Source organism: Pseudomonas sp. MF6747 (genome assembly GCF_963890955.1).
Classification (GTDB): Bacteria; Pseudomonadota; Gammaproteobacteria; order Pseudomonadales; family Pseudomonadaceae; genus Aquipseudomonas.
Window position 1 is genome coordinate 1 of record NZ_CAWPSZ010000009.1, and the last position, 24,394, is coordinate 24,394.

Below are 24,394 nucleotides of genomic sequence, written 5' to 3' on the forward strand. Positions count from 1 at the left end.
CTCCCCACCAACACCCCAAACAACTCCCCCCGCGGCATCTCACTCACCGCAATCCCCGCATTCTCAAACCACGCCTTCCCCGCCTCCGGATGCGGCCCGCTCAGCACCACCACGCCCTTCTCATACCGATACCGCGCCGCCGCCACATCCCCATTGCGATAAGTCGCAATCACCGTATACGGCGCGTGCCCATCAACCTCGGGAAAATACGGCCCGTCCTGATAGAACACACTGTCCAGCTTGCCATCCCACACCACCCGCACCGCCGCATCTTCAATCCCGCGCACTTCAAACCCTGGCCGCCCGGCTTCGGAGTCCAAGTCCTGCGGTATCAACCCAAAGTTGCTGTTGTCCGCCAGATAAGCGCCCATGCATAACCCCAGGTAGCGCCCGCCCTTGGCCACGTATTCACGAATGGCGTCCACGCGTGCATCACCGAAGCTGTCGAGTGCAGCGGGAATATCTTTCCCGCCGCCCGGCTGAATATAGAGGTCGTAACGCGCAAGGTTTTGCGGGGTGATGTCGATGGCTTCGTCCGCGCCGACAAAGTCGATCTGGTAGTTCGGGCTGAGCCGTAGCAAGGCGTTTTTGACGTTCTCGGAACAGTCATCACACCCCGCCGGGCCACGGTAGAGGGCGACATGGGTGATGGGCGTCGCGCCTTGCGCCCATGGCGACTGCACGGTGGCGAGGGCAAAAAACGTGACAGCGATGGCAGGCAGTTTCATGGCGGCAGGCTCAGCGAACAGTGGGTCGGGGCTGTTCAAAGCCTATATCGAACGTTTCTGTGAATACGTAAACAGTTGTAAATCGGCTAGTGTCGCCTGAACACACATCCGCCAGAGGGCATGCAAAATGGAGCTGACATTCAGCCACGTCGATGTATTGGTCGAGGACCTCGAACAGGCGTGCGCGTATTACGCCAACATTTTCAACGCCAACATTTCCACCACTCAAGTCTGGAATCGCGGCGGCTTTCATGTGCGGTATGCGGTTGTGCGGATGGGCCAGGAGCGTTTCATGCTGGTGCAGCCGCTGGCGGGTAATTTGCGCGAGCTGTTGGACGCACACGGCGAAGGGATGATTTACCGGCACTGCTACACCACCCCGGACATCGAGGTGGCCTATGCCGAGTTGGTCGCCAAGGGCGTGCAACCGGAGGATGAAAACGGCCGGCCATTGGCCCTGGAGGATCTGCAGTCGCCATCCGGCACGCGCATCATTTGGTTGCCCAAGCGCTTTGGGCATTTCTCCATCGAGATTCTGGAAGAAAAAGGCTTGCAGGCATTTATGCTGGCGGCGTTTGCTTGAGCGGCGTTGCATTACCCCTCTACATGAGGATTACTGTAGGCCGTGCCTGACTCAGAGATCGCCGCCATGTTTGAACTCGCCTCCCTCGTCACCTACGTCGCCGTGGTGATCGGTCTTTTCCTGATCCCCGGCCCTTCGGTGTTGTTGGTGCTCACGCGTACGATCCAAGGCGGGCGCAAGGTGGGCATCGCCACCGGGCTGGGGGTGGCTTGCGGCGATTTGATTCACACACTGTGCGCGGCACTGGGCCTGTCAGCGATTTTGATGACCTCGGCGGCGGCGTTCAATGCGGTGAAGTGGGCTGGTGCGGCGTATCTGATCTACCTGGGCGTGCGGGCCTTCATGGCTAAAACCGGCACGCATGCGCGCCTTGAGTTACCGGCGGTGACGCCGCGTCAGGCGTTTTTCCAGGCGATCGGGGCCGAGGTGCTGAACCCGAAAACCGCGATCTTTTTCCTGGCCTTTTTGCCGCAATTTGTTCATCCAGAATCCGGCTCGTCGCTGGTGCAATTTGCGGTGCTGGGTTTGATTTTTTCGGTGCTCAGCGCGATTTACACGAGCTTGCTGGCGATCTCGATTCGCCCGTTGAGTCGCGGGATCAAGGGGCTGTCAACGTTGCGTCGCTGGGAAGGCAAAATCATCGGCACGCTGTTTATGGGGCTGGGACTCAAGGTCGCCTTTCAGCAACGATAGGCAGGCGCGATGAAATTTCACGGTTTTGTACTCGGGCATATAGAGGTTGAGGTCGAAGGACGCGCCTGTGACCTGCACAATTTCTATGTCGCCAGCAACATCCATTACGCGCTGTCTGAGCGCACGCTGTCGCTCAGGTTTACACGACGAACCGAGGACTGGGTGCCGCCCGAAGAGCCACGGGAAATCACCATCACCTTCCATGGCGTGAGTTATTTTTCGGCCGAAGGGCGCCATGACAGCCCGATTGAGGACGACACAGTGCTTCACGCCATCGGCATTGTGGCGGCCGACGCCGAGACGGATACGTTCTACCTCTGCGACACCTTCCCCGCCGACCATCACGTGGTCGTGTGCTTCGCATCGGGGCTGACCTTGCGGCTGCACGCCGATGAGGCGTGGTGTGACATTCAGGTCTAAGGCGTTTCACTTTGAGCTGATGGAAACACCTGGCTAATCCGCGAATACGGGCCGGATGATGTGATGACTTTTTTTGAATCTCAGGACCTTTGATGCCCCTAACCAAACGCGACACCGCCCGCCTCGAACGCCGCCTGGTCGCCACGCTGACCGAAGCCTGCGAAACCGCCAAGGCTGAAATCCCGGGCTTCGAGTGGCTGACTCACACGGTTGATTACGCCGCGTTCCCGCAAAGCCTGCGGGTGATTTGGGTGTTCGATACGCGGGCCAACAAGGAGCAGGCCCTGGCAAACGGCGCGGACCAACGTATGCGCGAACTGACGGCTGCGGCGTTGCACGACGCCGAGGTGGCCCCCGTGAAAATCGAGCGCTGTGTGCGCTTTGATTGCGAAGAAGCCTGCAACCTCCAGCATGGCGGTGATTGGCGGGCACGCCTGGCCTGACGCGGCTCTACTGTGGGCGCTGGCTTGCCTGCGATAGCCCTGGATATCTACACAAATTTTGAAGGCAGCCCATTTCTCCCCGTGGCGAGCAGGCTTGCCCTGCGTTGGGCTGCGAAGCAGCCCCAGTAAAGGCACTGCAATTTTCCTGAAAGAACTCAGCGTCTGGATTTGGGGCCGCTTCACAGCCCAACGCAGGGCAAGCCTGCTCGCCACAACAGCCCACTCTATGCTGCGATAGCGGTGGATCAGCGGCATAGGCTTACGCTGACACACCGTCATCGCAGGCAAGCCAGCTCCCACAGTTGATCGTTGTTGCCAGCCGAAGCGCTGGTGGCGCTGATCATTCCAGTGGCCGCAATGCCGAGGCCACCAGCAAATCCCGCGTATACGCATGCTGCGGCGCCTCAAACAGCTGCTGCGTACTCCCCGCCTCCACCACCACGCCGTCCTTGACCACCATCAAGTCGTGCGCCAACGCGCGTACCACGGCCAGGTCATGGCTGATAAACAGGTAAGTCAGGCCGTGCTCCTCCTGCAACCGACGCAACAGGCTCACCACTTGTTTTTGTACGGTGCGGTCCAGCGCGGACGTGGGTTCGTCGAGCAGGATCAGGTCGGGTTTGATCACCAGCGCGCGGGCGATGGCGATGCGTTGGCGTTGCCCGCCGGAAAACTCGTGGGGGAAACGGTGGCGGGTGTCGGGGTCGAGGCCGACGTCGCGCAGTGCGCTGATGACGTCGGCTTCACGCTGGGCGGCAGTGAGGTCGGTGTGCACGCGCAGGCCTTCTTCAATGATTTGCTGCACGCTCATGCGTGGGCTGAGGCTGCCGAACGGGTCCTGGAACACCACTTGCAGCTTGCGCCGCCATGGACGCAGCGCCTTGCCTTTAAGGGCGTCGAGGGCCTGGCCCTCGAAGCGGATACTGCCCTGGGCATCCACCAGGCGCAGGATCGCCTGGCCCAGCGTGGACTTGCCCGAGCCGGACTCGCCGACAATGCCCAGGGTTTTGCCGCGCTGCAAACGCAGGTCGATGCCGTCCACCGCCTTGATCGGCGGCTTACGCCGCAGCAGGCCGCCTTGGGCGAACCAGACTCTCAGGCCGTCCACTTCCAGCAGGTTGCCGGCCGGCGCACGTTCGAGCGCACGCCCGTCCGGCTCGGCTTGCAGCAACTGGCGAGTGTAGGCGTGCTGCGGCGCAGCAAACAGGGTCTGGCACTCGGCCTGTTCGACGATCTGCCCCGCGCGCATTACCGCCACGCGCTGGGCAATGCTGCGCACCACGTTGAGGTCGTGGCTGATCAGCAACAGCGCCATGCCCAGGCGGTGTTGCAGGTCTTTGAGCAGCGTGAGAATGCGCCGCTGCACGGTCACGTCCAGCGCGGTAGTAGGTTCATCGGCGATCAAAAGAAGCGGCTCACACGCCAGCGCCATGGCGATCATTACCCGCTGGCGTTGCCCGCCGGAGAGTTGATGCGGGTAGGCATTCAGGCGCTGGCGCGGCTGCTGGATGCCCACCAGTTCGAGCAATTCCAGGACGCGCGCGCGTGCGGCCGCACCGCCCAGGCCTTTGTGCAGCAGCAGGGTTTCGGACAGTTGGCGCTCGATGCTGTACAGCGGGTTGAGCGAGGTCATCGGCTCTTGAAAGATCATGGCGATGCGGTCGCCACGAATCTGGCGCAGGCGCGCAGGCGGCGCGCCGAGCAGTTCTTCGCCCAGGTAGCGAATGCTGCCTTGGGTGCGCGTGGTGTGCGCCGGCAGCAATTGCAGGATCGAATGCGCGGTCACCGACTTGCCGGAGCCCGACTCGCCCACCAGCGCCAGGCATTCGCCGGCGCGAATATCCAGGTCAATACCGCGCACCGCCTTGTGCCCCTCGAACGCCACCTGCAGGTTTCGGATTTCAATCAACGCATCAGTCACGGCACGGCTCGCTTATCAGGATCGAGGGTCAAAGGCATCGCGGCAGGCTTCGCCGATAAACACCAACAGGGACAGGATCAGCGCCAGCGCAAAAAACGCCGTCAGCGCCAGCCATGGGGCTTGCAGGTTATTTTTTCCCTGCCCGATCAACTCACCCAGCGAGGCGCTGCCGGTGGGCATGCCGAAGCCGAGAAAATCCAGCGCGGTGAGCGTGGATATCGCGCCGGTGAGGATGAACGGCAGGTAGGTCAAAGTCGCCGTCACGGCATTGGGCAGGATGTGCCGCAGCATCACCGCAAAATCGCCCACACCGAGGGCGCGGGCTGCCTTCACGTATTCCAGGTTGCGCCCGCGCAGGAACTCGGCGCGCACCACGTCTACCAGGGTCAGCCAGGAAAACAGCGCCATGATCCCCAGCAACCACCAGAAGCTCGGCTCGACAAAACCGGACAGGATAATCAGCAAATACAGCACCGGCAGCCCGGACCAAATCTCGATCAAGCGCTGCCCCAACAGGTCGACCCAGCCGGCGTAATAGCCTTGCAGCGCGCCGGCGGCGACACCGATCAAGGCGCTCACCACGGTCAATGCCAACGCAAACAACAGCGACACGCGGGTGCCGAAAATCACCCGCGCCAGCACATCCCGCGCCTGGTCGTCGGTGCCCAGCCAGTTCTGCGCGCTGGGCGGCGTGGGCGATGGCGCGGTGAGGTCGTAATTGACCGTGTCGTAGCTGAACGGCACCGGCGCGAACAGCATCCAGCCGCCCTGCCCTTCGATCAGCTCGCGCACGTAAGGGTCGCGGTAGTCCGGTTGAAACGGCAGCGTGCCGCCGAAGTCCTGCTCGGTATAGCGCTCCAATGCCGGAAAATACAACGCGCCCTGATAGGCCACCAGCAAGGGTTTGTCGTTGGCCAACAGCTCACCGCCCAGGCAGGCAACAAACAGCGCCACAAACAGCCACAGCGACCACCAGCCCCGGCGATTACGTTTGAAGTGCAGCCAGCGGCGGCGTGTGGTCGGGGAAAAAGCCTGCATCAATGCGCCCTCGCAGAAAAATCCAGACGCGGGTCCAGCAGCCGGTAACACACATCACCGAGCAATTTGATCACCAGCCCCACCAAGGTGAAGATAAACAGCGTGCCGAACACCACGGGATAATCCCGCGCCACCGCCGCTTCGTAGCTCAAGCGGCCGAGGCCGTCGAGGGAGAAAATCACTTCAATCAGCAGCGAGCCACCGAACAGCATGGCCGTAAGCGCCTGGGGCAGCCCGACCACGATCAACAGCATGGCGTTACGAAACACGTGCTTGTACAACACCTGCTTTTCGCTGAAGCCCTTGGCCCGTGCGGTCACCACGTACTGGCGGCTGATTTCATCGAGAAAGCTGTTTTTGGTGAGGATGGTCAGGGTGGCAAAGCCGCCGATCACCAGCGCCGACACCGGCAGTACCAGGTGCCAGAAGTAGTCGACCACCTTGCCCGCCCAGGACAGCTCGGCGAAGTTTTCCGAGACCAGCCCGCGCACCGGAAACCAGTTCAACAAGCTGCCGCCGCCGAACACCACGATCAGCAGCAACGCAAACAGAAACGCCGGCATGGCATGGCCGATGATCACCGCCGCGCTGCTCCACACATCAAAGCGGCTGCCATGACGCACGGCCTTGCGAATGCCCAGCGGGATCGACACTAGGTAACTGATCAGCGTGGCCCAAAAGCCCAGCGACAAGGTCACCGGCAGTTTTTGCAGGATCAGGTCGGTGACCTTGGCGCCACGAAAGAAGCTGTCGCCGAAATCCAGTCGCGCGTAGCTGCTGAGCATCAGCCACAGGCGTGCGCCCAAGGGTTTGTCAAAGCCGTATTGGCGCTCGATATCGGCTACCAGCGCCGGGTCCAGGCCACGGGTGGTGCGTGATTCAGTGCTGCCCGTTTCCACGCGGGTGCCCGCCGCGGAGGCCTGGGTGCCGATGCCTTGCAGGCGCGCGATGGCTTGCTCCACCGGACCACCGGGTGCGGCCTGCACGATAAAAAAATTCACCAGCAAAATGCACAGCAGGGTCGGTACGATCAGCAACAAACGGCGCGCGCTATAGGCCAGCATGTTGGCTCACCTCGGTCAGTTCACGCATTTGCGCAGTGGTCAGCGGCGTCGGGCTCAGCTCCCACCAGGTGTCGATGCCCACCTCATTGAGCGGCGCCGTGCGCGGGCGGCCGAAACGGTTCCACCACAGCGACGACGAGCCTGGCGGATAGTAGTTGGGAATCCAATAGAAGCCCCACTGCAAAACACGATCGAGCGCGTGGGCGTAGCGCACCATGCTCGGACGGTCGTTGGCGCGCACCAGGCCATCGATCAATGCGTCTACTGCGGGGCTGCGCAGCGCCATGTAATTGTTGGAGCCCGGGTCGTCGGCGCTTTCGGAGCCAAAATAGTTGATCAATTCGCGGCCCGGCGATGGGCTGACCGGGTAGCCCACAACAATCATGTCGTAGTCCCGGGCGCGCACGCGGTTGGTGTACTGGGCCGAGTCGATCATGCGAATGTTGAAGCCGATGCCGATCTGCGCCAGGTTGCGTTTGTACGGCAGCAGCAAACGCTCGAAACCTTTCTGGCTGTTGAGGAAGGTGAATTGCAACGGCGTGCCTTCGGCATTCACCAGTTGGTCGCCCTTGGGTGTCCAGCCCGCCGCCTCGAGCAACTTCAAGGCTTGCGCCTGCTGGGGCCGAATGCGGCCGCTGCCGTCGGTGTGCGGCGGTTGATACACCTGATCGAACACCGCATCCGGCACCTGGCCGCGCCAGGGTTCGAGGATCGCCCGCTCCTGGGCGTCGGGCAGCTCACTGGCCGCCAGCGGGCTGCGCGAAAAAAAGCTGCGCTGGCGCAGGTACATGCCGTGCATGATCTGGCGGTTGCTCCAGTCGAAATCCCACAGCAAGCTCAGCGCCTCACGCACGCGGCGGTCCTGGAACTGCGGTTTTTGCATGTTGAACACAAACCCCTGGGTGCCCTGCACCGCATTCGGCGCCAGCTGTTCGCGTTGCAGGCGCCCGTCGCGCAAGGCTTCACCGTCATAGCCCACCGAGTAACTGGTGGCCGAAAACTCGCGGTTGAAGTCATAGCCTTGGGCTTGCAGGATCTGGCGCGACACGTCGGTGTCGGCGAAAAATTCCAGGCGCAGGCTGTCGAAGTTGTACTGCCCTTGGGCCACTGGCAGGTCTTGCCCCCACCAGTCCTTGACCCGCTCGAAGGTAACGCTGCGGCCGTTGTCCACTGCGCTGATGCGGTACGGGCCGCTGCCCAGCGGCGGTTCAAAGCCGCCGCCGTTGGCAAAGTTACGCCCGCGCCACCAATGCTCCGGCAGCACCGGCAACGAGGCGATATCCAGCGGCAAGGTGCGGTTGTCGGCGCTTTTGAAGGTGAAGCGCACCTGGGTCGGTGATTCCACCTGCACCTCATCCACGTCGGCAAAGGTTTGGCGGTACGCGAGGCTGCCCTGGGTGGTGAACAGCTTGAAGGTGTAGGCCACGTCTTGGGCGGTGATGGGCGTGCCATCGGCAAAACGTGCCTTGGGGTTGAGGTAGAAACGTATCCACGAATGGTCGTCGGCCAGCTCCAGGGTCTGCGCCACCAATCCATACACAGTGTAGGGCTCATCCTGTGAGCGGTACGCCAGCGGACTGTACAGCCAGCCCTGGATCTGCGTGATGCCGGTGCCTTTGTCGACATACGGGATCAGGTGATCGAACGCGCCGCCTTCCATGGACGAGCGGCGAAAACTGCCGCCCTTGGGGGCGTTCGGGTTGACGTAGTCCAGGTGCTTGAAGTTTGCCGGGTACTTGGGGGCATCGCCGTAAACCGTTAATGCATGCACCGGTTGCGCCAGCAGTGACGGCGCCCAAAGTCCCAGCAGCAGCGCTGCCAGGATGAAACGACACAGGATCACAAACGCGGCTCCTTTTTTGAAAACACTGAAGATCACGTGTGGGCGCTGGCTTGCCTGCGATGAGGCCCTGTCAGTCAGTATTTCATCGACTGATCCACCGCTATCGCCGGCAAGCCAGCGCCCACCGTTGACGTGCTTTGTTCCTGAGGCAGTACCTCACCCTCAGAAGTTGTAGGAAACCCGGCTATACAACGTGCGGCCAAACGGGTCGGAGTAACGCGGGTCGTAGCCACTCTGAAAGGTCGAGGTCTGGTTGCTGAACGGTGGTTCGCGGTCAAACACGTTCTGCACGCCCACCGTGACCTGCGCGGTGTCACGCCAGGTGTAGGTGCCGGCCAGGTCCCACACGCTCCAGGCGCCGACCTTGTCGTGGAAGGCGCGGTTGTAGTCGTTGTAGCCACTGGTGTAGCGGTTGGTCAGCGAGGCGCCGAGCGGGCCTTTGTTCCAGGTGCCGGTCAGGCTGTGACGCCAGCGGGCGACGGCGCCGGCCGAGGCAAAATCGCCGCCGCGAAAGTCACCGGCCTTGTCGATGTAATCGCCCTTGAGCTGCTGCTGGTACACGTAGCGATCCACGTAAGTGCCTTGCAGATTGGTGCCGAACTGGCCCAGCCGGGACTCGGGAAAGCGGTAGTCGAGGCTGACGTCGACGCCGTTGGTCTTGACCTTGCCCAGGTTGGCGAGCCCGGTGACGATGTGGTCGATGGAGCCATCGGCCTTGCGCACGATGCGGTCCGAGTACAGGTCAGGCTGTTCGAAGACCGCCGACTCCGGGAACTCGGCGATCTGATTGGCGATCTTGATCCACCAGAAATCCAGGCCCACCGACAAGTTGGTGATCGGCTGATAGACAAAGCCCAAGGTCACGTTGCGCGCAGTTTCGGGGCTCAGGCTGGTGTTACCGCCACTGCGGCTGAAAAACTGCTGCGCACAATCGCGGTTAGCCAGGCCACCGTTGCTCGGCGAGCCGCCAGCGCACAGGCGCGGGTCGTTGTAGTTGGCCACGGTAAAGCTGGTGAAGTTGGGGTTGTAGAGTTCATACAGGGACGGCGCACGGAAGCCTTCGCTGTAGGCGCCACGCACCACCAGTTCGCGGAACGGCTGGAAGCGGAACGAGTATTTGGGGTTGGTGGTGTTGCCAAAGTCACTGTATTTGTCGTGACGCAGCGCTGCCGACAGCTCGAGGCTGTCGATCACCGGCACGTTGACCTCGGCGTATTGCGCCGACACTGTGCGATCCCCCGCCACCGTCGCGGCCGGGTCGACGCCCAGGCTTTGCACGTTGGCGGCAAAGTCGGCGAAGTCCTGGTGGAAGTCTTCCTTGCGGTATTCACCGCCCAGCGCCAGGGCCGACGGGCCTGCGCCGAACCAGTCGCCGATGTCGCGGCTGATACGGCCATCGATGCTTTTGACACGGCCGACGGCAGAGCCGTAGTCGCCGTCTACCCCGCTGGCGCCGAGCAACGCACTGCCGGCCGCCGTCTGCGGACCGAACGGGTTGATCACGCCGGTGTTGATGCCGCTGGCAACCACACGGTCGTCCACATAACCGCTTTTGATCGTGTTGGTGACTTTGTTCTGGTTGTAGGCCGCGCCGACGTTGTAATCCCAGCCCGCCAGCGTGCCTTCGAAGGTCAGCAGCAGGCGCTGGCCGACGTTATCGTCTTCATGCTTGCGTGGGCCCACTTCACTTTCGCGCCAGTTCACATCGACCGGCTGCGTCGGGTCGAGGGCAAACTGGGTCGGGCCCGGTGTGATGCCGTTGCCTGGGTAGAACGGCGTGCCCGGTTGCACTTGCAGCCCTTGCAGCAAGCCGGGGCCGATCTGGGTACGGTTGAGGTTGCGTGCCCAGAAGTACTCGAGGCTGACGGTATGCTCGTCCGCCAACTTGCCGCTGGCTTTGCCGAAGAACGAAGTCTTTTCGGTTTCTGGCACCAGGTCCAGGTAGCTCCACAGCGATTGGCGGCAGATGCCGCTGCGGGAAATCAGCCCCGGTGCATTACAGCCGGACGCCGCCAACGGGTTGCTCGCGTTCGCGCCCTGGCTGTAGTTGGCCGGTGAGGCGATGCCCGATGAATAATCCAGGCCGCGGCCCGGCTGGTAGTTGTAGGTGTAGTCGCGGTCTTTGGCCTTGAGGCTTTGCTGTTTGTCGTGGCTGACCACGCCGAACACGTTGAAGCGGTCTTCTTCCAGGTCGCCAAAACCCCAGCTGCCACTGAAGTTATTGGTTTCACCGCCACCGGAGCGGGTTGGCGTGCTGCCGCCCAGGGTCAGTTGGCCATCGGTCACGCTTTTTTTGGTGATGAAGTTGATCACCCCGCCGATGGCGTCCGTGCCATACAACGCCGACGCGCCGTCGCGCAGCACTTCCACGCGGTCGATGGCGGCAAACGGGATGGTATTAAGGTCTACACCCGAGCCGTTGATTGCACTGGTGGCGTTGTTGGCCAGGCGCCTGCCGTTGAGCAGCACGAGGGTTTTGTTCGGGCCGATTCCACGCAAGTCGGCATAGGCCGCCCCCCCGCTGCTGGAACCGATCGAGCGGCCGGAGCCTACCGAGGACTGGTTGGCGGAAATACGGCTGATCAATTGCTCGGTGGTGGTGACGCCCTGTTTTTTCAGCTCTTCGGTGCGCAGGATGGTCACCGGCACGGCGGTTTCCGCATCAACCCGGCGGATCGCGCTGCCGGTGACTTCGATGCGCTGCAATTGCGGGATCACCGACGGGCTTTCTACCCCGGCGGTGACCGGCGCAATAGTTGCCTCGCGCGGTGCGGCGCTCAGCACAATGCCGCTGGCGCTTTCGCTGTCTTGCAGGTCGGTGCCCTGCAGGGCGATTTGCAGGGCTTCACCGACGCTGAGGTCACCCTTGATCGCCGGTGCATTCAGGCCACTGACCAGGCGTTGTTCGAACGCGATCGGCTTGCCGCTTTGCTGGGAAATACTCAGCAGCGTTTTGTCGAGCGACCCGGCGGGAATGTCCAACGGGCTGGCCGCCGCGCTACCGGCGACCAGCGTGGCGGCGAGGCTGAGTAAAAAACGTGTGGGGTTTGGCGTAAGCATGCGTCGAGGGCTCCCTGTCCTTTGTCTGGGTATGCAGGGTTGTGCGTCGATGCCGGTTTTTTTATAGAGCGCCGTTTAGACCGTTAACGCATGTCCTTATGCGTTAGCGACACCTCACTTGCCGAAGTGGTAACTCACGTCCAGCCAGACTTGCCGACCATAGGGGTCGTAGTTGCCCACCGGGTAATACGGCCAGGCGGAATCATCATGCTTGTAGGTGTTGAGCAGGTTGTTGACGGTCAGGCCAACACTGGCCTGGTCATTGACCTGATAACGCGCGCTGGCGTTGAAGGTGGCCCAGGGCGACAGGCGCCCGTCGCCGGCGCCATTGGTCACGCTGCCGTAACGGATGCCGGTCAGGGTGGTGGTAAAGCGCTGGTAATCCCAGGTCAAGCTGGCGTTGACCTTGCTGCGCCAGTCGTAGTTGTTGGTGCTGCTGCGCAGGTTCTGGGTTTGCGCCTCATCCGATTCCTTGAGGTAGTGGGACAGCACCAGGCTGTAGCCGATCACCGAACTGAACGCGCCGTACTCGCCTGCGCCCCAGCGGATATTGCTCTTGAGGTCCAGGCCGCTGGCGCGTTCGCTGGCGGCGTTGATGGCATTGACATACACCTGTTGCAACTTATTCGGATCGACCGCCGCGTTGCCGGCATTACGCTGCACACGCGCCAGCACATCGGCGCAGGTGGCGGCGTCGAGCAGGCCATTACGGCACTGGTCTTCCTGTTGCAGCAGGCGGTTGATGTCAACGGTGGTCAGCAGGTCCTTGATCTGCACGCGCCAGAAGTCAGCGGACACATCGAACTGATGCGAGGGCGACCAGACAACCCCATAAGTCCAGGATTTACCGCGCTCCGACTCAAGGTTCGGCGTGCCGCTCTGGGTGTAGTCAACGCGCCCGCGATCACAGGCGCCTTCAAGGCCTTTGCTGCAACCGTAGTAGTCGATCTGGTCCGGTTTGTAGCCTTTGCTGTCGGCCTGATAGAGGTAATTAAGGTCCGGCGCGCGAAAGCTGGTGCCGTAGCTGCCGCGAAACAGCAGGCTGGTGATCGGCCGCCATTCGAGCCCCAGGTTGTAGGTTTTCTGTTGCTCAGAGCGGCCACTGAATGTGTACTGGTCCCAACGCCCGGCGGCCGAGGCCAGCAGCGTGTCGGTGAGCGGAATGCTGAACTCGCCGCCAGCAGCATAACGGTCGCGCGAGCCGCCGGAATTGGACGCCGGCGTGGTGTTGTAGAAGGTGCCGTCATTGAGCTGGTCATCGACATGCACGCTGTAGGACTGGCGCCCGACTTCAGTCACGCCGGCAAACCCCACCGGCCCGGCCGGCAAGTCGAACAGGTCACCGTTGATGTTGGCGCTGAAGGTTTGGGACACCGACTTGCTCTTCTGCACCAGGTTGCCGCGAAACTGCCGCCACTGCGCTTCGGTCAAGGGCTGGTCGAGCCGCGACGGGTCCGGGGCAAATACCGGGTGGCCGTCCTGGGTGCCCAGTTGCAGCCCCAGGTAGTAATCGCGGATGCCGCTCAACGGTGTGTAGCGGGTGTTGCGGTCGCTGGTGTACTCGGAGCGGTTGGCGGCGATCTGGTAACCCCAGTCGCTGTTGGCGAACTTGTCTTCCAGGCCCAGGGTGCCGGTCCAGGACAGCTCGCGCCATTTGCTGTTGTTGGAGGTCTTGCCGCCGATTTCCTCACTGGCGAAGTTACGCGACCAGCGCTCCAGGTTGCCGGTGTTCTGGTTGATGAAGTCCGGCGAGGTAAAGCTCGGGCCGCGCGTGTTGTTCTGGGTGTGATCAAAGCCAAACATCAGGTCGGCAAATACTTTGCCGCTGTCGCTGAAATGCCAGGTGCCCCGGGTGTAGCCGTCGTAGTTCTCCTTCTCGGCCTGGAGGGTCGAGTAATCGTTGTAGTACTGGTTGGTGGTGCAGCGATTGCCGGTGTTGCCCAGCTTGCCGTTGTAGATACCGCCATAGGCGGCGCAGCCGGGCCCCAGGTAGGCGCCGCTGTCGAGGTTGCGCCGGTAGCCGACGTTGACCGCCGGGCCGTCGGTCATGAAGCCGCGCTGGTTGCTCCAGATCGGCTGGCGGTTGGTCAGTTCAAGGCCGAACACACCGTCGAAATCGCCCCAACTGTCGCCGCCGCTGATCTGCAGGCGCTGGTTGTCGCCGCCGCCGCGCTCGGCGTAACCGCCGCGCAGGTTAACGTCTACGCCGCTGATTTTGTCCTTGAGGATGATGTTCACCACCCCGGCAATGGCGTCGGAGCCGTACACGGCCGACGCACCGCTGCTGAGGATTTCGATGCGCTCGATCATCACCGCCGGGATATTCGCCAGGTTAGTGAAGTTGACCGCGCCGTCGTACGCCGTGGGGTAGTCGGCCACGCGCCGGCCGTTGATCAGCACCAGTGTGTGGTTGGGCCCCAACCCTCGCAGGTTGAGGGCGCTGGCGGCGGGCTGGAAGGTGTTGCCGTAGTCTTCGCCCTGGGTCATGCCGGTGTTCTGGGTTTGCGAAGCGATGGCGTCGTAGACGTTCTTGTAGCCACGGCTGGTGATTTCTTCGCCGCTGATTACCGTGACCGGCGACGGCCCTTCGACCTGGGCGCGGGCAATGCGCGAGCCGGTGACCACGACTTTTTCCAGGGCCACATCGCCAGGCACTGGTGCGAGGGCGACGGCCGCAGCAGGTGCCGCCTTGATGCTGGCGGCAGGCGCCTTGGCCGCGCGGCGCAGCACCCAGCCGCCGTCGCCGCTTGGCACCGCGTCCAGGGCCGAACCACGCAGCGCCTGTTGCAGCGCTTGCTCGGTGGTCAGGCGACCCCGCACCGCGGCACTGGTAAGGCCTTGCACCAGGTCTTGCTGGAAGGCGATGGTCTGCCCGCTGTTGCGCGACAGGTTCAGCAACGCCTGGTCGAGGGGACCGCTGGCGATATCGAAGTCATAGGTCTGGGCGTGCGTGGCCGCTGCCGGCGACGGCGACTGGCCGAACGCCAGGGCGCCATGCCCGGCCAGGGTCACGCCAAGGGCCAAAGACAGCGCCGCCAGCGATGAGCGATTAAGGTGTTTGAAGTGCATGGTTGAGCGTCCCCATCAGTGTTATGCAGTTGATGGGTTGAACAACCAATCAGCGGTTTTTATAGACGGGCGTTAGGCTAAAAAGGCATGGGTTTATAACGGCGAAAACGGCTGTACGCGGGCAGATAAACCTCTGCCTGCACTGGGTTGTGCAACTGCCATGGGATTTTTATAGGGCGCCGTGCAATGATTTATCGGCGCTCGATACTGACCCAGTACGGGCTGTGGTAGTCGACCTGCACCGGCAACGACTGGGCCAGCAATTGCAGGGCACGCTGGCTGTCGTCCAGCGGGAAAATCCCGCTCAAGCGCAGGCTGGCTGCCGCGGGGCTGATGCGGATAATGCCGCGCCGGTAGTCGCGCAATGCGTCCACCACTTCACCCAGTGAGCGGTCACGCACTTCCAGCAGGCCTTGCGTCCACGCGGCCTCGCCACCGCTGGCGGCTTCGAGTTTCAACAGGCCCTGCGCGTTGAACGTGGCTTTCTGGCCGGCGTTGATCACCTGCACGGCGCCGCTGCGCGTGGTGATTTCCACTTGGGAATGCAGCATGGTGATTTGTGTCTGGCCGTCGCCCTGCTGCACCTGAAAACGCGTGCCCAAAGCGCGCATGCGGCCCTGCTCGGTCTCGACAATAAACGGGCGCAGCGGGTCCTTGACCACGTCCACCAACAGTTTGCCGTCGAGCAACGCCAGCAGCCGTTGCCGAGCGTCGAAATGCGTGATCACCTTGCTGCGCGCATCCAGGCTCAACGCGCTGCCGTCTTCCAACGTCAGGTTCAAGCGCTCGCCCGTGCCGGTGCGCAGGCCGTCGGACGGCAGCCAGGTGTCGGACAGCCGCGTGACCAGGCTCGCACAGGAAACGAAGCCCACCAACGCCAGGGTATTGCGCAAAAAGCGGCGACGGCCCGAGGGCGCATTCAAGGTGTGCAACAGGCTCTCGCGCGGCATGCGCCGCAGGTCGTCGTTGCCCAGCGCCGACACGCCACTGCCCATCATATTGAAGACCTCGGCCCGCCGTGGGTCGCCCTCGCGCCAACGGCGGAACGCGTGGTGCTCCTGGGCACTGGCATGCCCCGATTGCAGCAACGCCATCCATTGCGCCGCCTCATCGATCATCGCCTCATCGGGCGGGTTGGTGCTCATGGCTGCTCCATCGCCAGGTAGCAACGCTTGAATGCATCGGCCATGTACTGCTGCACCCGGCTCACCGACACCTGCAGCCGTTCGGCAATTTGCGCGTAGGTCAGCCCATCCAGTTGGTGATACAAAAACGCTGCCTTGGCCTTGGCCGACAAGCCGTTGAGCAAGCGGTCGACTTCAAGCAATGTCTCGATCAGCAACAAGCGCTCTTCAGGCGACGGATGCACCAACTCCGGCGCCAGGGCCAGTGCTTCCAGATACGCACGTTCCAGGTCCTGGCGGCGCCAGCCCTCATACATCAGGCGCCGCGCAATGGTGGTCAACAATGCGCGTGGCTCTCGAATGGCCGCCGGGTCCGGCAACGCCAGCACCCGCAAAAAGGTTTCCGAGGCAATATCCTGCGCCCCGTGCGGGCATCCCATCGCCCGGCCAACGCGCGCGCACAGCCAGCTGTAATCGCTCTTGAACATCTGACCAATCAGACCGAAATGCAGGTTCTGATTAACACCCATTGCATGCTCCGTGCGGATAACGGCCATTCAGCCTTGCTGTCGAGGAACGATGGAGATCCATCGCTGGAAAGGCGGACTTTGCATGAAGGCGGTATAGGTTAGGAAAGAATAAAAAATTGCAAAGGGCTTTGTAATTGGCATATGCAGAACGCGTGGCCCAACGCTGCCAAGCGAGGCCCCCGTGCCTGATGCCCATTGTTTTTTCTGCCGTCTTGGCCTCAACTACTGCCCTGCCCTCAGACGCGAGTATCAACCTTGGAACGCTATGAATCGCTGGTCATCGGCCTCGGCGCCATGGGTGCCGCCACGGTGTACCAACTGGCCAAAGCCGGTGTAAACGTTGCCGGTATCGATCGCCATCACCCGCCCCACTCGTTCGGCTCAAGCCACGGCGATACGCGTATCACGCGGCTGTCGGTGGGTGAAGGCGCGCAGTACGTGCCCATTGTGCGCAACTCGCACCGTATCTGGCGTGAGCTGGAGGCGTTGTCCGGGGAGGCGTTGTTCGAGCAGTCGGGGCTGTTGGTGCTGACCTCCCGCGATGACTTCGACCCCAGCGATGAAACCGACTTCACCCGGCGCACCATTGGCCTTGCGCAAACTTATGGCATCGAACACGAGTTGCTGGATGCGACGCAGATTCGCCAGCGCTTCGCGCAATTTTCCCAGGTGGCGGACAGCGCCATTGGCTACTACGAACCCGGCGGCGGCTTTGTGCGCCCGGAGCGGTGTATCGATGTGCAGCTCAAGCTGGCCGAGCAGCACGGCGCCACGCTGTACAAGGGCGAGACCGTCACCCAGATCAGCTCGGACGCGCACGGCGTGACGGTGACCACCGACAAGCGCACGTTGCAGGCCGACAAACTGGTGGTGAGCGCGGGCAATTGGGCGGGCGGTTTGCTCGGGGCGCCGTTTGATCGGTTGCTCAGCGTTTATCGCCAGCAACTGTTCTGGTTCGCGCTTGAACCGGGTGCCGATCTGGTCGGCAAATCGCCCACGTATATCCTCACGCATGGCCAGGATCAAACCCACTATGGCTTCCCCGCATTGCCCGGCGAGGGCAGCCTGAAACTTGCCACGGCGCAGTATCACACCGCTGCCACGCCTGAGACGCTGGACCGCACGGTCTCGGAGGCGCAAGCGCGCGAGATGTATGAGCAGCAGGTGCAGGGCCGTATCGCCGGGGTGACGGCCGAGGTGGTGAAGTCAGCGGTGTGTGCCTACACGGTGACGCCGGACCACCATTTCATCATCGACGAGCACCCATCGCTGCAGCACACACTGGTGGTGTCGCCGTGTTCGGGGCATGGCTTCAAACATTCGGCGGCGTTGGGGGAGGCGTTTGCGCAGTGGTGTATGCGGGGGTCGAGTGAGCTGGATTTGTCGTCGTTTTCGTTGAAGCGGTTTGCGAACAGCTAGAGGCCGCTCTCGGTGGGCTTTAGGGGCTAAGGCGTTGTGAAGCGCGGGCCTCTTGCGGCGAACGGGCCTGGTGTGGCGAGCGGGCTTGCCCCGCGTTGGGCTGCGCAGCGGCCCCAATGGAGCAGAACGCGGTGTGTCAGGCGGTACTCGGCGGCTGGCTTGGGGCTGCTTCGCAGCCCAACGCGGGGCAAGCCCGCTCGCCACATCAAGCCCACTCGTCACATCAGGCCCGTTTGCCACACCGGGCCCGCTCGCCACATCAAGCCCGTTTGCCACACCGGGCCCGCTCGCCACATCAAGCCCGTTTGCCACACCAGGCCCGCTCGTCACAGGGGTAACGCCTGCGCTTTTATTTGGCGAAGGCGTACTCGCCGCCCTGCTCCACTGCCTTGCGGTAGGCCGGGCGCGCCTGGAAGCGTTGCACCCACGCGGCCAGGTTCGGGTAGGCCTGCAGCTTGCCTTGGGCCTTGGCGATTTCGCCGATGAAGCTCATCTGGATATCCGCGCCGCTCAGTTCATCACCCACCAGGTATGGCGTATCCGCCAGCACGTCGTTCAGGTAGCCCAGGTAGTTGGCCAACTCCGACTCGATGCGCGGATGCAACGGTGCGCCCGCTTCACCCAGGCGGCCGACGTAGAGGTTGAGCATCAGCGGCAGCATTGCCGAGCCTTCGGCGAAGTGCAGCCATTGCACGTACTTGTCGTAGGTGGCCGTGGCCGGATCGGGCTGCAGGCGGCCTTGGCCATGACGGCGGATCAGGTAGTCGATGATCGCGGCGGACTCGATCAGCACAAGGTCGCCGTCTTCGATCACCGGGGATTTGCCCAGCGGGTTGATCGCCTTGAGTTCGGGCGGAGCTAGGTTGGTTTTCGGGTCGCGCTGGTAGCGCTTGATCTGGTAAGGCAGGCCGAGTTCTTCGAGCAGCCACAGAATGCGTTGCGAACGCGAGTTGTTGAGGTGGTGGACAGTGATCATAAGGGCTCCGCTGAACGAGAGTGGGTATCCAGGTAAGAGACTACGCTGTCGCGGGGGAGTGCCATGGATTAATTCGCAACCATCGCCCACAACGACGCGCCGACCCCGGTGATGCTCTCCCCGGCGATCAATCCGGCCGCCGCGGTAATCGCAAAACGTTCGGTGAGACTCGGCCAGCGGCAGCTCGCCAACCACGTCAGCACCGCGCCGAGGGCCATCATCAGCGACACCGAAGCCGGCAGCACGAAGGCCAGGCCCAAGGCCGCGGCGCTGGGCAGATACCGGGCGCGTCGGGCCGACAAAGTGCTGTCGAGAACGCCCAGCAACACGCCGACCGCACCCGCCAGGCCAATCGCCCAACGAATGCTCACCGACAATGAATCCAGGCCATGGGTCAGGGTTTGCGCCACGGCCTTCCAGGTGGCGACCGCAGGTGCCGGCCACTCTTCGGTGAGCAGCATGCTTTGCGGGTCGGGGATCAATGCCAGGTAGGCAAATACGCCGACGATGCTGCCCACAAAAATCCCCAGAATCTGCGCGATCACTTGCTTGCGCGGCGTGGCGCCAATCGCCTTGCCAACCTTGAAATCGTTCATCAAGTCCGTGCATTGCCCGGCCGAGCCGCCGGCGGTGTTGGCACTCATCAAGTTGATCGGCACTTGCCCCGGCGCAACGATGCCGAAGCTCAGCTGGGACAATTGCCCGATGGCGCCAATCGGCGGAATGCCGGTGGCACCCACCACGCGCGCCGCCACGGCGGCTAGGCAAATCGCCAGGGGAATGGTCAGTAAGGCCATCCACAGGTTGATGCCGAACAACAGCGCCTGCAGGCTCACCACCAGCACAATCGCCAGCGCAAAACCGGCGGCAGGCCCAACCTTGGGCACCGCCCATGGCGTGCCGCCGCCGGCTTTGGTGGACGTGTGCAAGGCCCACAGACGGATCGCCAGCGAGGCCAGCGTCGAACACACCATCAGGCTCACGCCGGGCCACAGCAACCATTCCACCAACGCGGCAAATTGGGGGCCGCTGCTGCCTGCCGGCAGGCTGACCAGGCCTTGCGCCAACAGCCACGGCCCCAACCCGCCCCAGGCGAGCAAGGCGCCAAGCAGCAGGGTCAGGCCTACGCGAATCCCAATGATGCCGCCAAAGCCCAGCAACAGCAGCGAAGGGTCGGCGGTAAACGTCAGGCGCTCCAACGCCGCGCTGGGCGACCAGCGCGGCAAGGCCCACATAAACGTATCCACCCACTTGACCAGCCCGGACAGCAACGCGGCGCCGAGCAGCACCTTCAAGCGCGTGGCGGCTTCACGGCCGTGGTTGTAGATGTGCAGCAGGGTTTCCAGGGTGGCCATGCCCTCGGGGAATTTCAGCGCGTTGTCATTGAGCAGCGAGGGCCGCAGGTACCAGGCAATCCAGATCCCGAGAAAGCTCACTGAGAACACCCAGGCGATCATCGGCAAGGCGTCCAGCGTGTGGCCGGTCAGCAAGGTGTAGGCCGGGATCGGCGCCACCAGACCGCCGGAGATAATCGAGGCGGCGGCCGAGGCAACGGTCTGGTTGATGTTGCTTTCGTGCAGTGTCCACGGCAGTTGCCCGGGGCTGCGCCTGGCCAGGCCCTGCCAGATGGCGTAGCCAACCAGCAAGGCGATGATCGACATGTTGAACGACCAGCCGATCTTGAGCCCCGCGTACACATTCGAGGGCGTGAGCAGGATGCCCAGCACGACCCCGGTAATCACCGCGCGCAGGCTGAGTTCGCGTTCCACGGGGGCGGTCAGGTCGGGTGATGGCGGGGTTGAAGGCATGCAGATTCCTTTCGGCAACCGGACAGGGCGTCTTGATAAGTGAGCCCTGTTGGCGCTGAAGGTTCATCTAACGCGCGGTGCTTTCATTCAGAGCGCACCGCGTTGGGGGGCTCAGCAGGCCCAATTAGAGCGATGGGGTTTTTCTGATAGTCCTCGTTGTCTGGGTTTGGGGCCGCTTCGCGGCCCAACGCGGGGCAAGCCCGCTCGCCACAGGGGGGGATCATCAGTCCAGGCGAAAGCGCGCGGTGTTTTCACTCAGGGCGCGGCTGCCTTTGCTCAAGGTGTCGGCCGCCTGGTTCACCGCGCGCGCGCCGTCGAGCAAGCGCCCTGCGGCCTGATCGACCTGCTGGATATTGCCGCTGACTTCATCCGCCGTCGTCGCCTGTTCTTCCACCGCCGCCGCAATCTGCGCCAGGGTGTCGGTGACGTTTTGCACCGCGCCGGCAATTTCGCCCAGGCGTGTGCCCAGGCCGGTGACGGACTCGGCGTCAGTCAGCGCCTGGTCACACGCGGCGCCCATCAGCGTGACCGCCTGGCTCACCGTCGCGCGCAGGCTGTCCACCGTGCCGGCGATCTGCGCCGTCGAAGCCTGGGTGCGTTGCGACAGGCTGCGCACCTCATCCGCTACCACGGCGAACCCGCGGCCCTGCTCGCCTGCGCGGGCGGCTTCGATGGCGGCGTTGAGTGCGAGCAGGTTGGTCTGTTCGGCAATGCCGCGAATGGTGTCGACCACCGACTGAATCTGCTGGCCCTGCTGGCTGACTTGCTCCAGGGCATTGGCCGTGTCGGTCAGGCGCTGGTTGAGTTGCTGGATACTCGCCGTGGTGCGCTGGCTGTCACGGCTGCTGTCTTCGGCGATACGCCGGGTTTGCTGAGCGCTGCCGGAAGCCTGTTCGCAGCTTTTGGCGACGCCCATCGAGGTGGCCGCCAGTTGCGTGGCGGCGGCGGCGATCTGGCTGATCTGGTGTTGCTGGTCTTCGACTTCGGTCAGGGTGCTGCCCGATTGCGCGTTGAGGGTGAGCACCGCCGAGCCCAGTTGCTGGGTCTCGTGGTTGACGCCCAGCAGGCTGGTGCGCAGCTGCACCACGGCGACGTTGAGCGCGGTGCTGATTGCCGCCAGTTCATCGCGACCTTCCACCGCCACTTCGACGCACAGGTTGCCGTCACGCAGGGACTCGGCGAGCGTGGTGATGCCACTGGCACTGCGACGAATCGAAGCCTGCAGGCAAATAAACAGGTACAACGCCGCCAACGCCAGCAGGCTGAACGTGGCCACCACCGGAATGAACTCCCTGAGCGAGCGGTCACGGTAATAGCTCAAACGCTCATCCAGCGAGTGCAGCGACTGGCTGCGCAGTGCGCCCAACGCGCCGAGGATGCTGTCGACACTGCGATCAAAGCCTGCAGTGTCGAGCTTGATGGTGCCGCCAAACACGCCGTCGTCCAGGCCTTTGAGTTCGTTATCGAGCAATTGCAGGCTGGTGTCGTATTGCGCCGTCCACGGTTCCATCCCGGCGTATTGCTTGGCTTTGAGTGACGCAGCGGCCTTGACCAACTGGTCACGTGCATCGCCGATTCGGCCGCGCAGGTCGCGCATCTGCAAGCGGCTTTGCAAGGTGAATTGCCCGGAGGCAATCGAGGACTGGCCGACGCTCGCGGTGCGGCCGACACGCTCGATCAGGTCCGGCGTGTGCTGGGTGGAAATCTGCATCAGCAAGTAGGTTTCCAGCCACGGGTCGAGGATCAGGCCGGCGTCCAGGGTGATCTGCTCGCGCAAGGTTTGCATCGCAGTCAGGGCGGCGGTGAAGCGGTCATAACCGTCCGGCCACCAGCCCACGGTGCGCAGCGATTGGGTGTCCATGCCCTTGACCGTCGCCTGCAACGCCTCAAAACGGGCCAGGGTGTCGGCGCTGGCGTTGTGGGTCTTGAGCGCATCGCCCAAGGCTTGCAGGCTTTGCACAATGGCCGGGTTGCCGGCATCGACGTTGTCCATCGCGGCCTGCGCGGCGGGGGTTGGGGTGTGCAGAATATCCAGCGCTTTCCAGCGGGCAGCCAGGTTGCGTTGTGCGGTCAACTGCCCATCCAGGGTGTCCAGGGCCAGCAGTTGGCGCACGCCGGACTGCTCGCTAGAAATCACCGCTAATTTGTCGCGATAGTCCTGGCCGATCAGCCACAGGCTTCCGGCCAGGGGCAGCATGAACAGGAAAAACAGGATCTGGAACTTGCGCGCAAAACCGAAACGGCCAAGCAGGCGGATACCCGGTGATAAAAGACTGTGCATGGCCGACCCACTCCCCCAAACAACCTGGATATGACTAGAAGCAAAATGCCATGTCATTGATTGGGAAGGTACTAGCAAGATACGGGCCGTTGGTGGCGGGTCGCGAAATAGGCGGCTTGGCGAGGTGACGGCGCTGGGGCATGCGCGAAAATGGGGCAAAAGCACTCAGTGCGCAGAGTGGAACGGTAACCCGGCTTTCCAGGGAGGCTGGCTTGCCCTGAAGTGCTCTCGGTCCTGACCTGCCCGACCTGGCGTGCAAGGGCATCTGAAACAGCCATGGATATCCATCGGCTGCTGAAGAAAGGACAACTCAACGTACAAGAGCAAGTGGAATCGGTGCCGACGAGCTATTTGACCAACATGTACTGACTGAAATTATTGATGTGATCATCCAGATTGTCCTCAAGCATCATCCGGTACTGGTCACAGAAATACTTCAGCATCGCTTCCCGCGCCTCGGCCATTTCGGCGCCGGACTTGAAGTTGCGTGCACTGGCCCAAGCGTTGAAGCGCGTGGTGCCGAACATCATCGAGGCACTTACCTCGCCGAGGTTTTCACAGGTTTTGAGTTGTTCGTTCGACAGTTCGATGTGTGCGTCTGCACGGTCGTAGAAGGCTTGATCAGTGGTGTCGGCCATGGCGGGGGTCCCGGATGAGCAAATGATGGCGGCTATTGGAGCATATCCGGCGGCCGGATAGGAGACGCCTCCGGGTGGAGGCGTCCTTGCACATCACGCCAACGCAAGCACCAGACGCTCAAGCCCGATGCCGAACCCGGCGCCTTCGCGGTATGCACCGCCGCCCACCACTTGCTGCTGAGCACCCAACGCGGGGCAACGCACCTCGAAGCCATTGCCTTGCAGGTAGTAACTCAACCCGCGTTTGACGGCCAGGTTAAGCTCATAGTCAAGGTCCAGCGTGTCGAGAAAACCGGTGCACAGCGCTTGGCTGCGCTGCAACGCCAGCGCGGGCTCAGGGCTGAGAATTTCCAGCCCCAACTGAGTGAACTCCCGGTAGCGCCCAGCTTGCGGCCGCTCATACCGGTAACACCGCGCCACGTAGAAAAACATCGCCTCCGCGCGCGCGCCAAGCAATTGCGTGTTGCGTTCCTGGAACAGCGCGGTGGCTTCCGGGATCAGGCAACACTGACGTCCGGCCTTGTCATCAAAGGCCCACATCTGCCCAATGATTTCACTGCCGCCGGCTTTTTCGATAAACGTGTCCTGGCCCCACAGGGCCGGCACGATGACTTCTTCAGCGCCCGCGTCGATGAAGATAGCTCCGAAAACGCGCCTCGATCTCTCGCATTGTCGCGGCTTCTTTGCCCGTCACTATTCGGGTACCCCGTAGCATTGTCATCTGTTGAATCTCCCTTTTTACAAGCAATAAAAAAG

The 24,394-nt window shown here is 62.6% G+C and carries 18 protein-coding genes and 1 pseudogene; 5 read left to right on the plus strand and 14 right to left on the minus strand.

The window, feature by feature from the left end; all coding sequences use genetic code 11:
- Nucleotides 1–728, minus strand: a 728-nt coding sequence (locus tag AACW30_RS10400; protein WP_200624955.1) for a BPL-N domain-containing protein, incomplete at its 3' end; no start/stop codon positions are given.
- A 127-nt stretch (nucleotides 729–855) separates the two neighbouring features.
- Between AACW30_RS10400 and AACW30_RS10405 the strand changes: the two genes are divergently transcribed.
- The 4 genes from AACW30_RS10405 (at nucleotide 856) to AACW30_RS10420 (ending at nucleotide 2,867) form a co-directional block, all read left to right on the plus strand.
- Nucleotides 856–1,311 (plus strand): VOC family protein, encoded by a 456-nt coding sequence (locus tag AACW30_RS10405; RefSeq protein WP_179677030.1) that lies wholly within the window; start codon nucleotides 856–858, stop codon nucleotides 1,309–1,311.
- A 66-nt stretch (nucleotides 1,312–1,377) separates the two neighbouring features.
- The gene (locus tag AACW30_RS10410) at nucleotides 1,378–2,004 is read left to right on the plus strand and encodes a LysE family translocator (protein WP_124418055.1); all 627 of its coding nucleotides are present in this window, start codon (nucleotides 1,378–1,380) and stop codon (nucleotides 2,002–2,004) included.
- A 9-nt stretch (nucleotides 2,005–2,013) separates the two neighbouring features.
- A complete protein-coding gene (locus AACW30_RS10415; protein ID WP_200624956.1) occupies nucleotides 2,014–2,424 on the plus strand; it encodes a hypothetical protein in 411 nt (136 codons plus the stop codon).
- Nucleotides 2,425–2,516: 92 nt separating this feature from the next.
- Nucleotides 2,517–2,867: a hypothetical protein gene (locus AACW30_RS10420; RefSeq protein ID WP_200624957.1), complete on the plus strand. Its 351-nt coding sequence runs from the start codon at nucleotides 2,517–2,519 to the stop codon at nucleotides 2,865–2,867.
- Nucleotides 2,868–3,207: 340 nt separating this feature from the next.
- Here AACW30_RS10420 and AACW30_RS10425 read toward each other — a convergent pair whose 3' ends face one another.
- The 8 genes from AACW30_RS10425 to AACW30_RS10460 all read right to left on the minus strand — a co-directional run bounded on the left by AACW30_RS10425 (nucleotide 3,208) and on the right by AACW30_RS10460 (nucleotide 16,516).
- Nucleotides 3,208–4,788: an ABC transporter ATP-binding protein gene (locus AACW30_RS10425; RefSeq protein ID WP_119742550.1), complete on the minus strand. Its 1,581-nt coding sequence runs from the start codon at nucleotides 4,786–4,788 to the stop codon at nucleotides 3,208–3,210.
- Nucleotides 4,789–4,803: 15 nt separating this feature from the next.
- The gene (locus AACW30_RS10430; RefSeq protein ID WP_164487956.1) at nucleotides 4,804–5,826 is read right to left on the minus strand and encodes an ABC transporter permease; all 1,023 of its coding nucleotides are present in this window, start codon (nucleotides 5,824–5,826) and stop codon (nucleotides 4,804–4,806) included.
- Complete coding sequence (locus tag AACW30_RS10435) at nucleotides 5,826–6,890, minus strand: microcin C ABC transporter permease YejB (RefSeq protein ID WP_106576640.1); 1,065 nt, start codon at nucleotides 6,888–6,890, stop codon at nucleotides 5,826–5,828. Before AACW30_RS10435 ends, AACW30_RS10430 begins: the two co-directional genes overlap by 1 nt.
- Nucleotides 6,877–8,733, minus strand: coding sequence for an extracellular solute-binding protein (locus AACW30_RS10440; protein ID WP_200624958.1), 1,857 nt, complete (start codon nucleotides 8,731–8,733; stop codon nucleotides 6,877–6,879). The genes AACW30_RS10435 and AACW30_RS10440 overlap by 14 nt, the downstream gene beginning before the upstream one ends.
- Before the next feature lie 162 nt (nucleotides 8,734–8,895).
- Complete coding sequence (locus AACW30_RS10445; RefSeq protein ID WP_234452676.1) at nucleotides 8,896–11,793, minus strand: TonB-dependent receptor; 2,898 nt, start codon at nucleotides 11,791–11,793, stop codon at nucleotides 8,896–8,898.
- Nucleotides 11,794–11,907: 114 nt separating this feature from the next.
- Nucleotides 11,908–14,862 carry a TonB-dependent receptor gene (locus tag AACW30_RS10450; protein ID WP_200624959.1) on the minus strand — a complete coding sequence of 985 codons (2,955 nt, stop codon included), beginning with the start codon at nucleotides 14,860–14,862 and terminating at the stop codon, nucleotides 11,908–11,910.
- A 191-nt stretch (nucleotides 14,863–15,053) separates the two neighbouring features.
- The gene (locus AACW30_RS10455; protein WP_169367254.1) at nucleotides 15,054–16,007 is read right to left on the minus strand and encodes a FecR domain-containing protein; all 954 of its coding nucleotides are present in this window, start codon (nucleotides 16,005–16,007) and stop codon (nucleotides 15,054–15,056) included.
- Complete coding sequence (locus AACW30_RS10460) at nucleotides 16,004–16,516, minus strand: sigma-70 family RNA polymerase sigma factor (protein ID WP_119742542.1); 513 nt, start codon at nucleotides 16,514–16,516, stop codon at nucleotides 16,004–16,006. The genes AACW30_RS10455 and AACW30_RS10460 overlap by 4 nt, the downstream gene beginning before the upstream one ends.
- A gap of 255 nt (nucleotides 16,517–16,771) precedes the next feature.
- Here AACW30_RS10460 and solA point away from each other — a divergent pair, with 255 nt between their 5' ends.
- Complete coding sequence (gene solA / locus AACW30_RS10465; RefSeq protein ID WP_200624960.1) at nucleotides 16,772–17,935, plus strand: N-methyl-L-tryptophan oxidase; 1,164 nt, start codon at nucleotides 16,772–16,774, stop codon at nucleotides 17,933–17,935.
- A gap of 349 nt (nucleotides 17,936–18,284) precedes the next feature.
- Here the strand turns inward: solA and AACW30_RS10470 are convergent, their stop codons facing one another.
- The 5 genes and pseudogenes from AACW30_RS10470 to AACW30_RS10490 form a co-directional block, all read right to left on the minus strand.
- Complete coding sequence (locus AACW30_RS10470; RefSeq protein ID WP_200624961.1) at nucleotides 18,285–18,911, minus strand: glutathione S-transferase family protein; 627 nt, start codon at nucleotides 18,909–18,911, stop codon at nucleotides 18,285–18,287.
- Between the two features lie 68 nt (nucleotides 18,912–18,979).
- The gene (locus tag AACW30_RS10475; RefSeq protein ID WP_200624962.1) at nucleotides 18,980–20,719 is read right to left on the minus strand and encodes an OPT family oligopeptide transporter; all 1,740 of its coding nucleotides are present in this window, start codon (nucleotides 20,717–20,719) and stop codon (nucleotides 18,980–18,982) included.
- A 223-nt stretch (nucleotides 20,720–20,942) separates the two neighbouring features.
- On the minus strand, nucleotides 20,943–23,000 hold the full coding sequence (locus AACW30_RS10480; RefSeq protein ID WP_200624963.1) for a methyl-accepting chemotaxis protein: 2,058 nt from the start codon (nucleotides 22,998–23,000) through the stop codon (nucleotides 20,943–20,945).
- Nucleotides 23,001–23,347: 347 nt separating this feature from the next.
- A complete protein-coding gene (locus AACW30_RS10485) occupies nucleotides 23,348–23,638 on the minus strand; it encodes a DUF3144 domain-containing protein (RefSeq protein WP_119742530.1) in 291 nt (96 codons plus the stop codon).
- Between the two features lie 93 nt (nucleotides 23,639–23,731).
- Nucleotides 23,732–24,301, minus strand: a pseudogene (locus AACW30_RS10490) (ATP phosphoribosyltransferase regulatory subunit); the annotation flags it as partial.
- Between the last annotated feature and the right edge of the window lie 93 nt (nucleotides 24,302–24,394).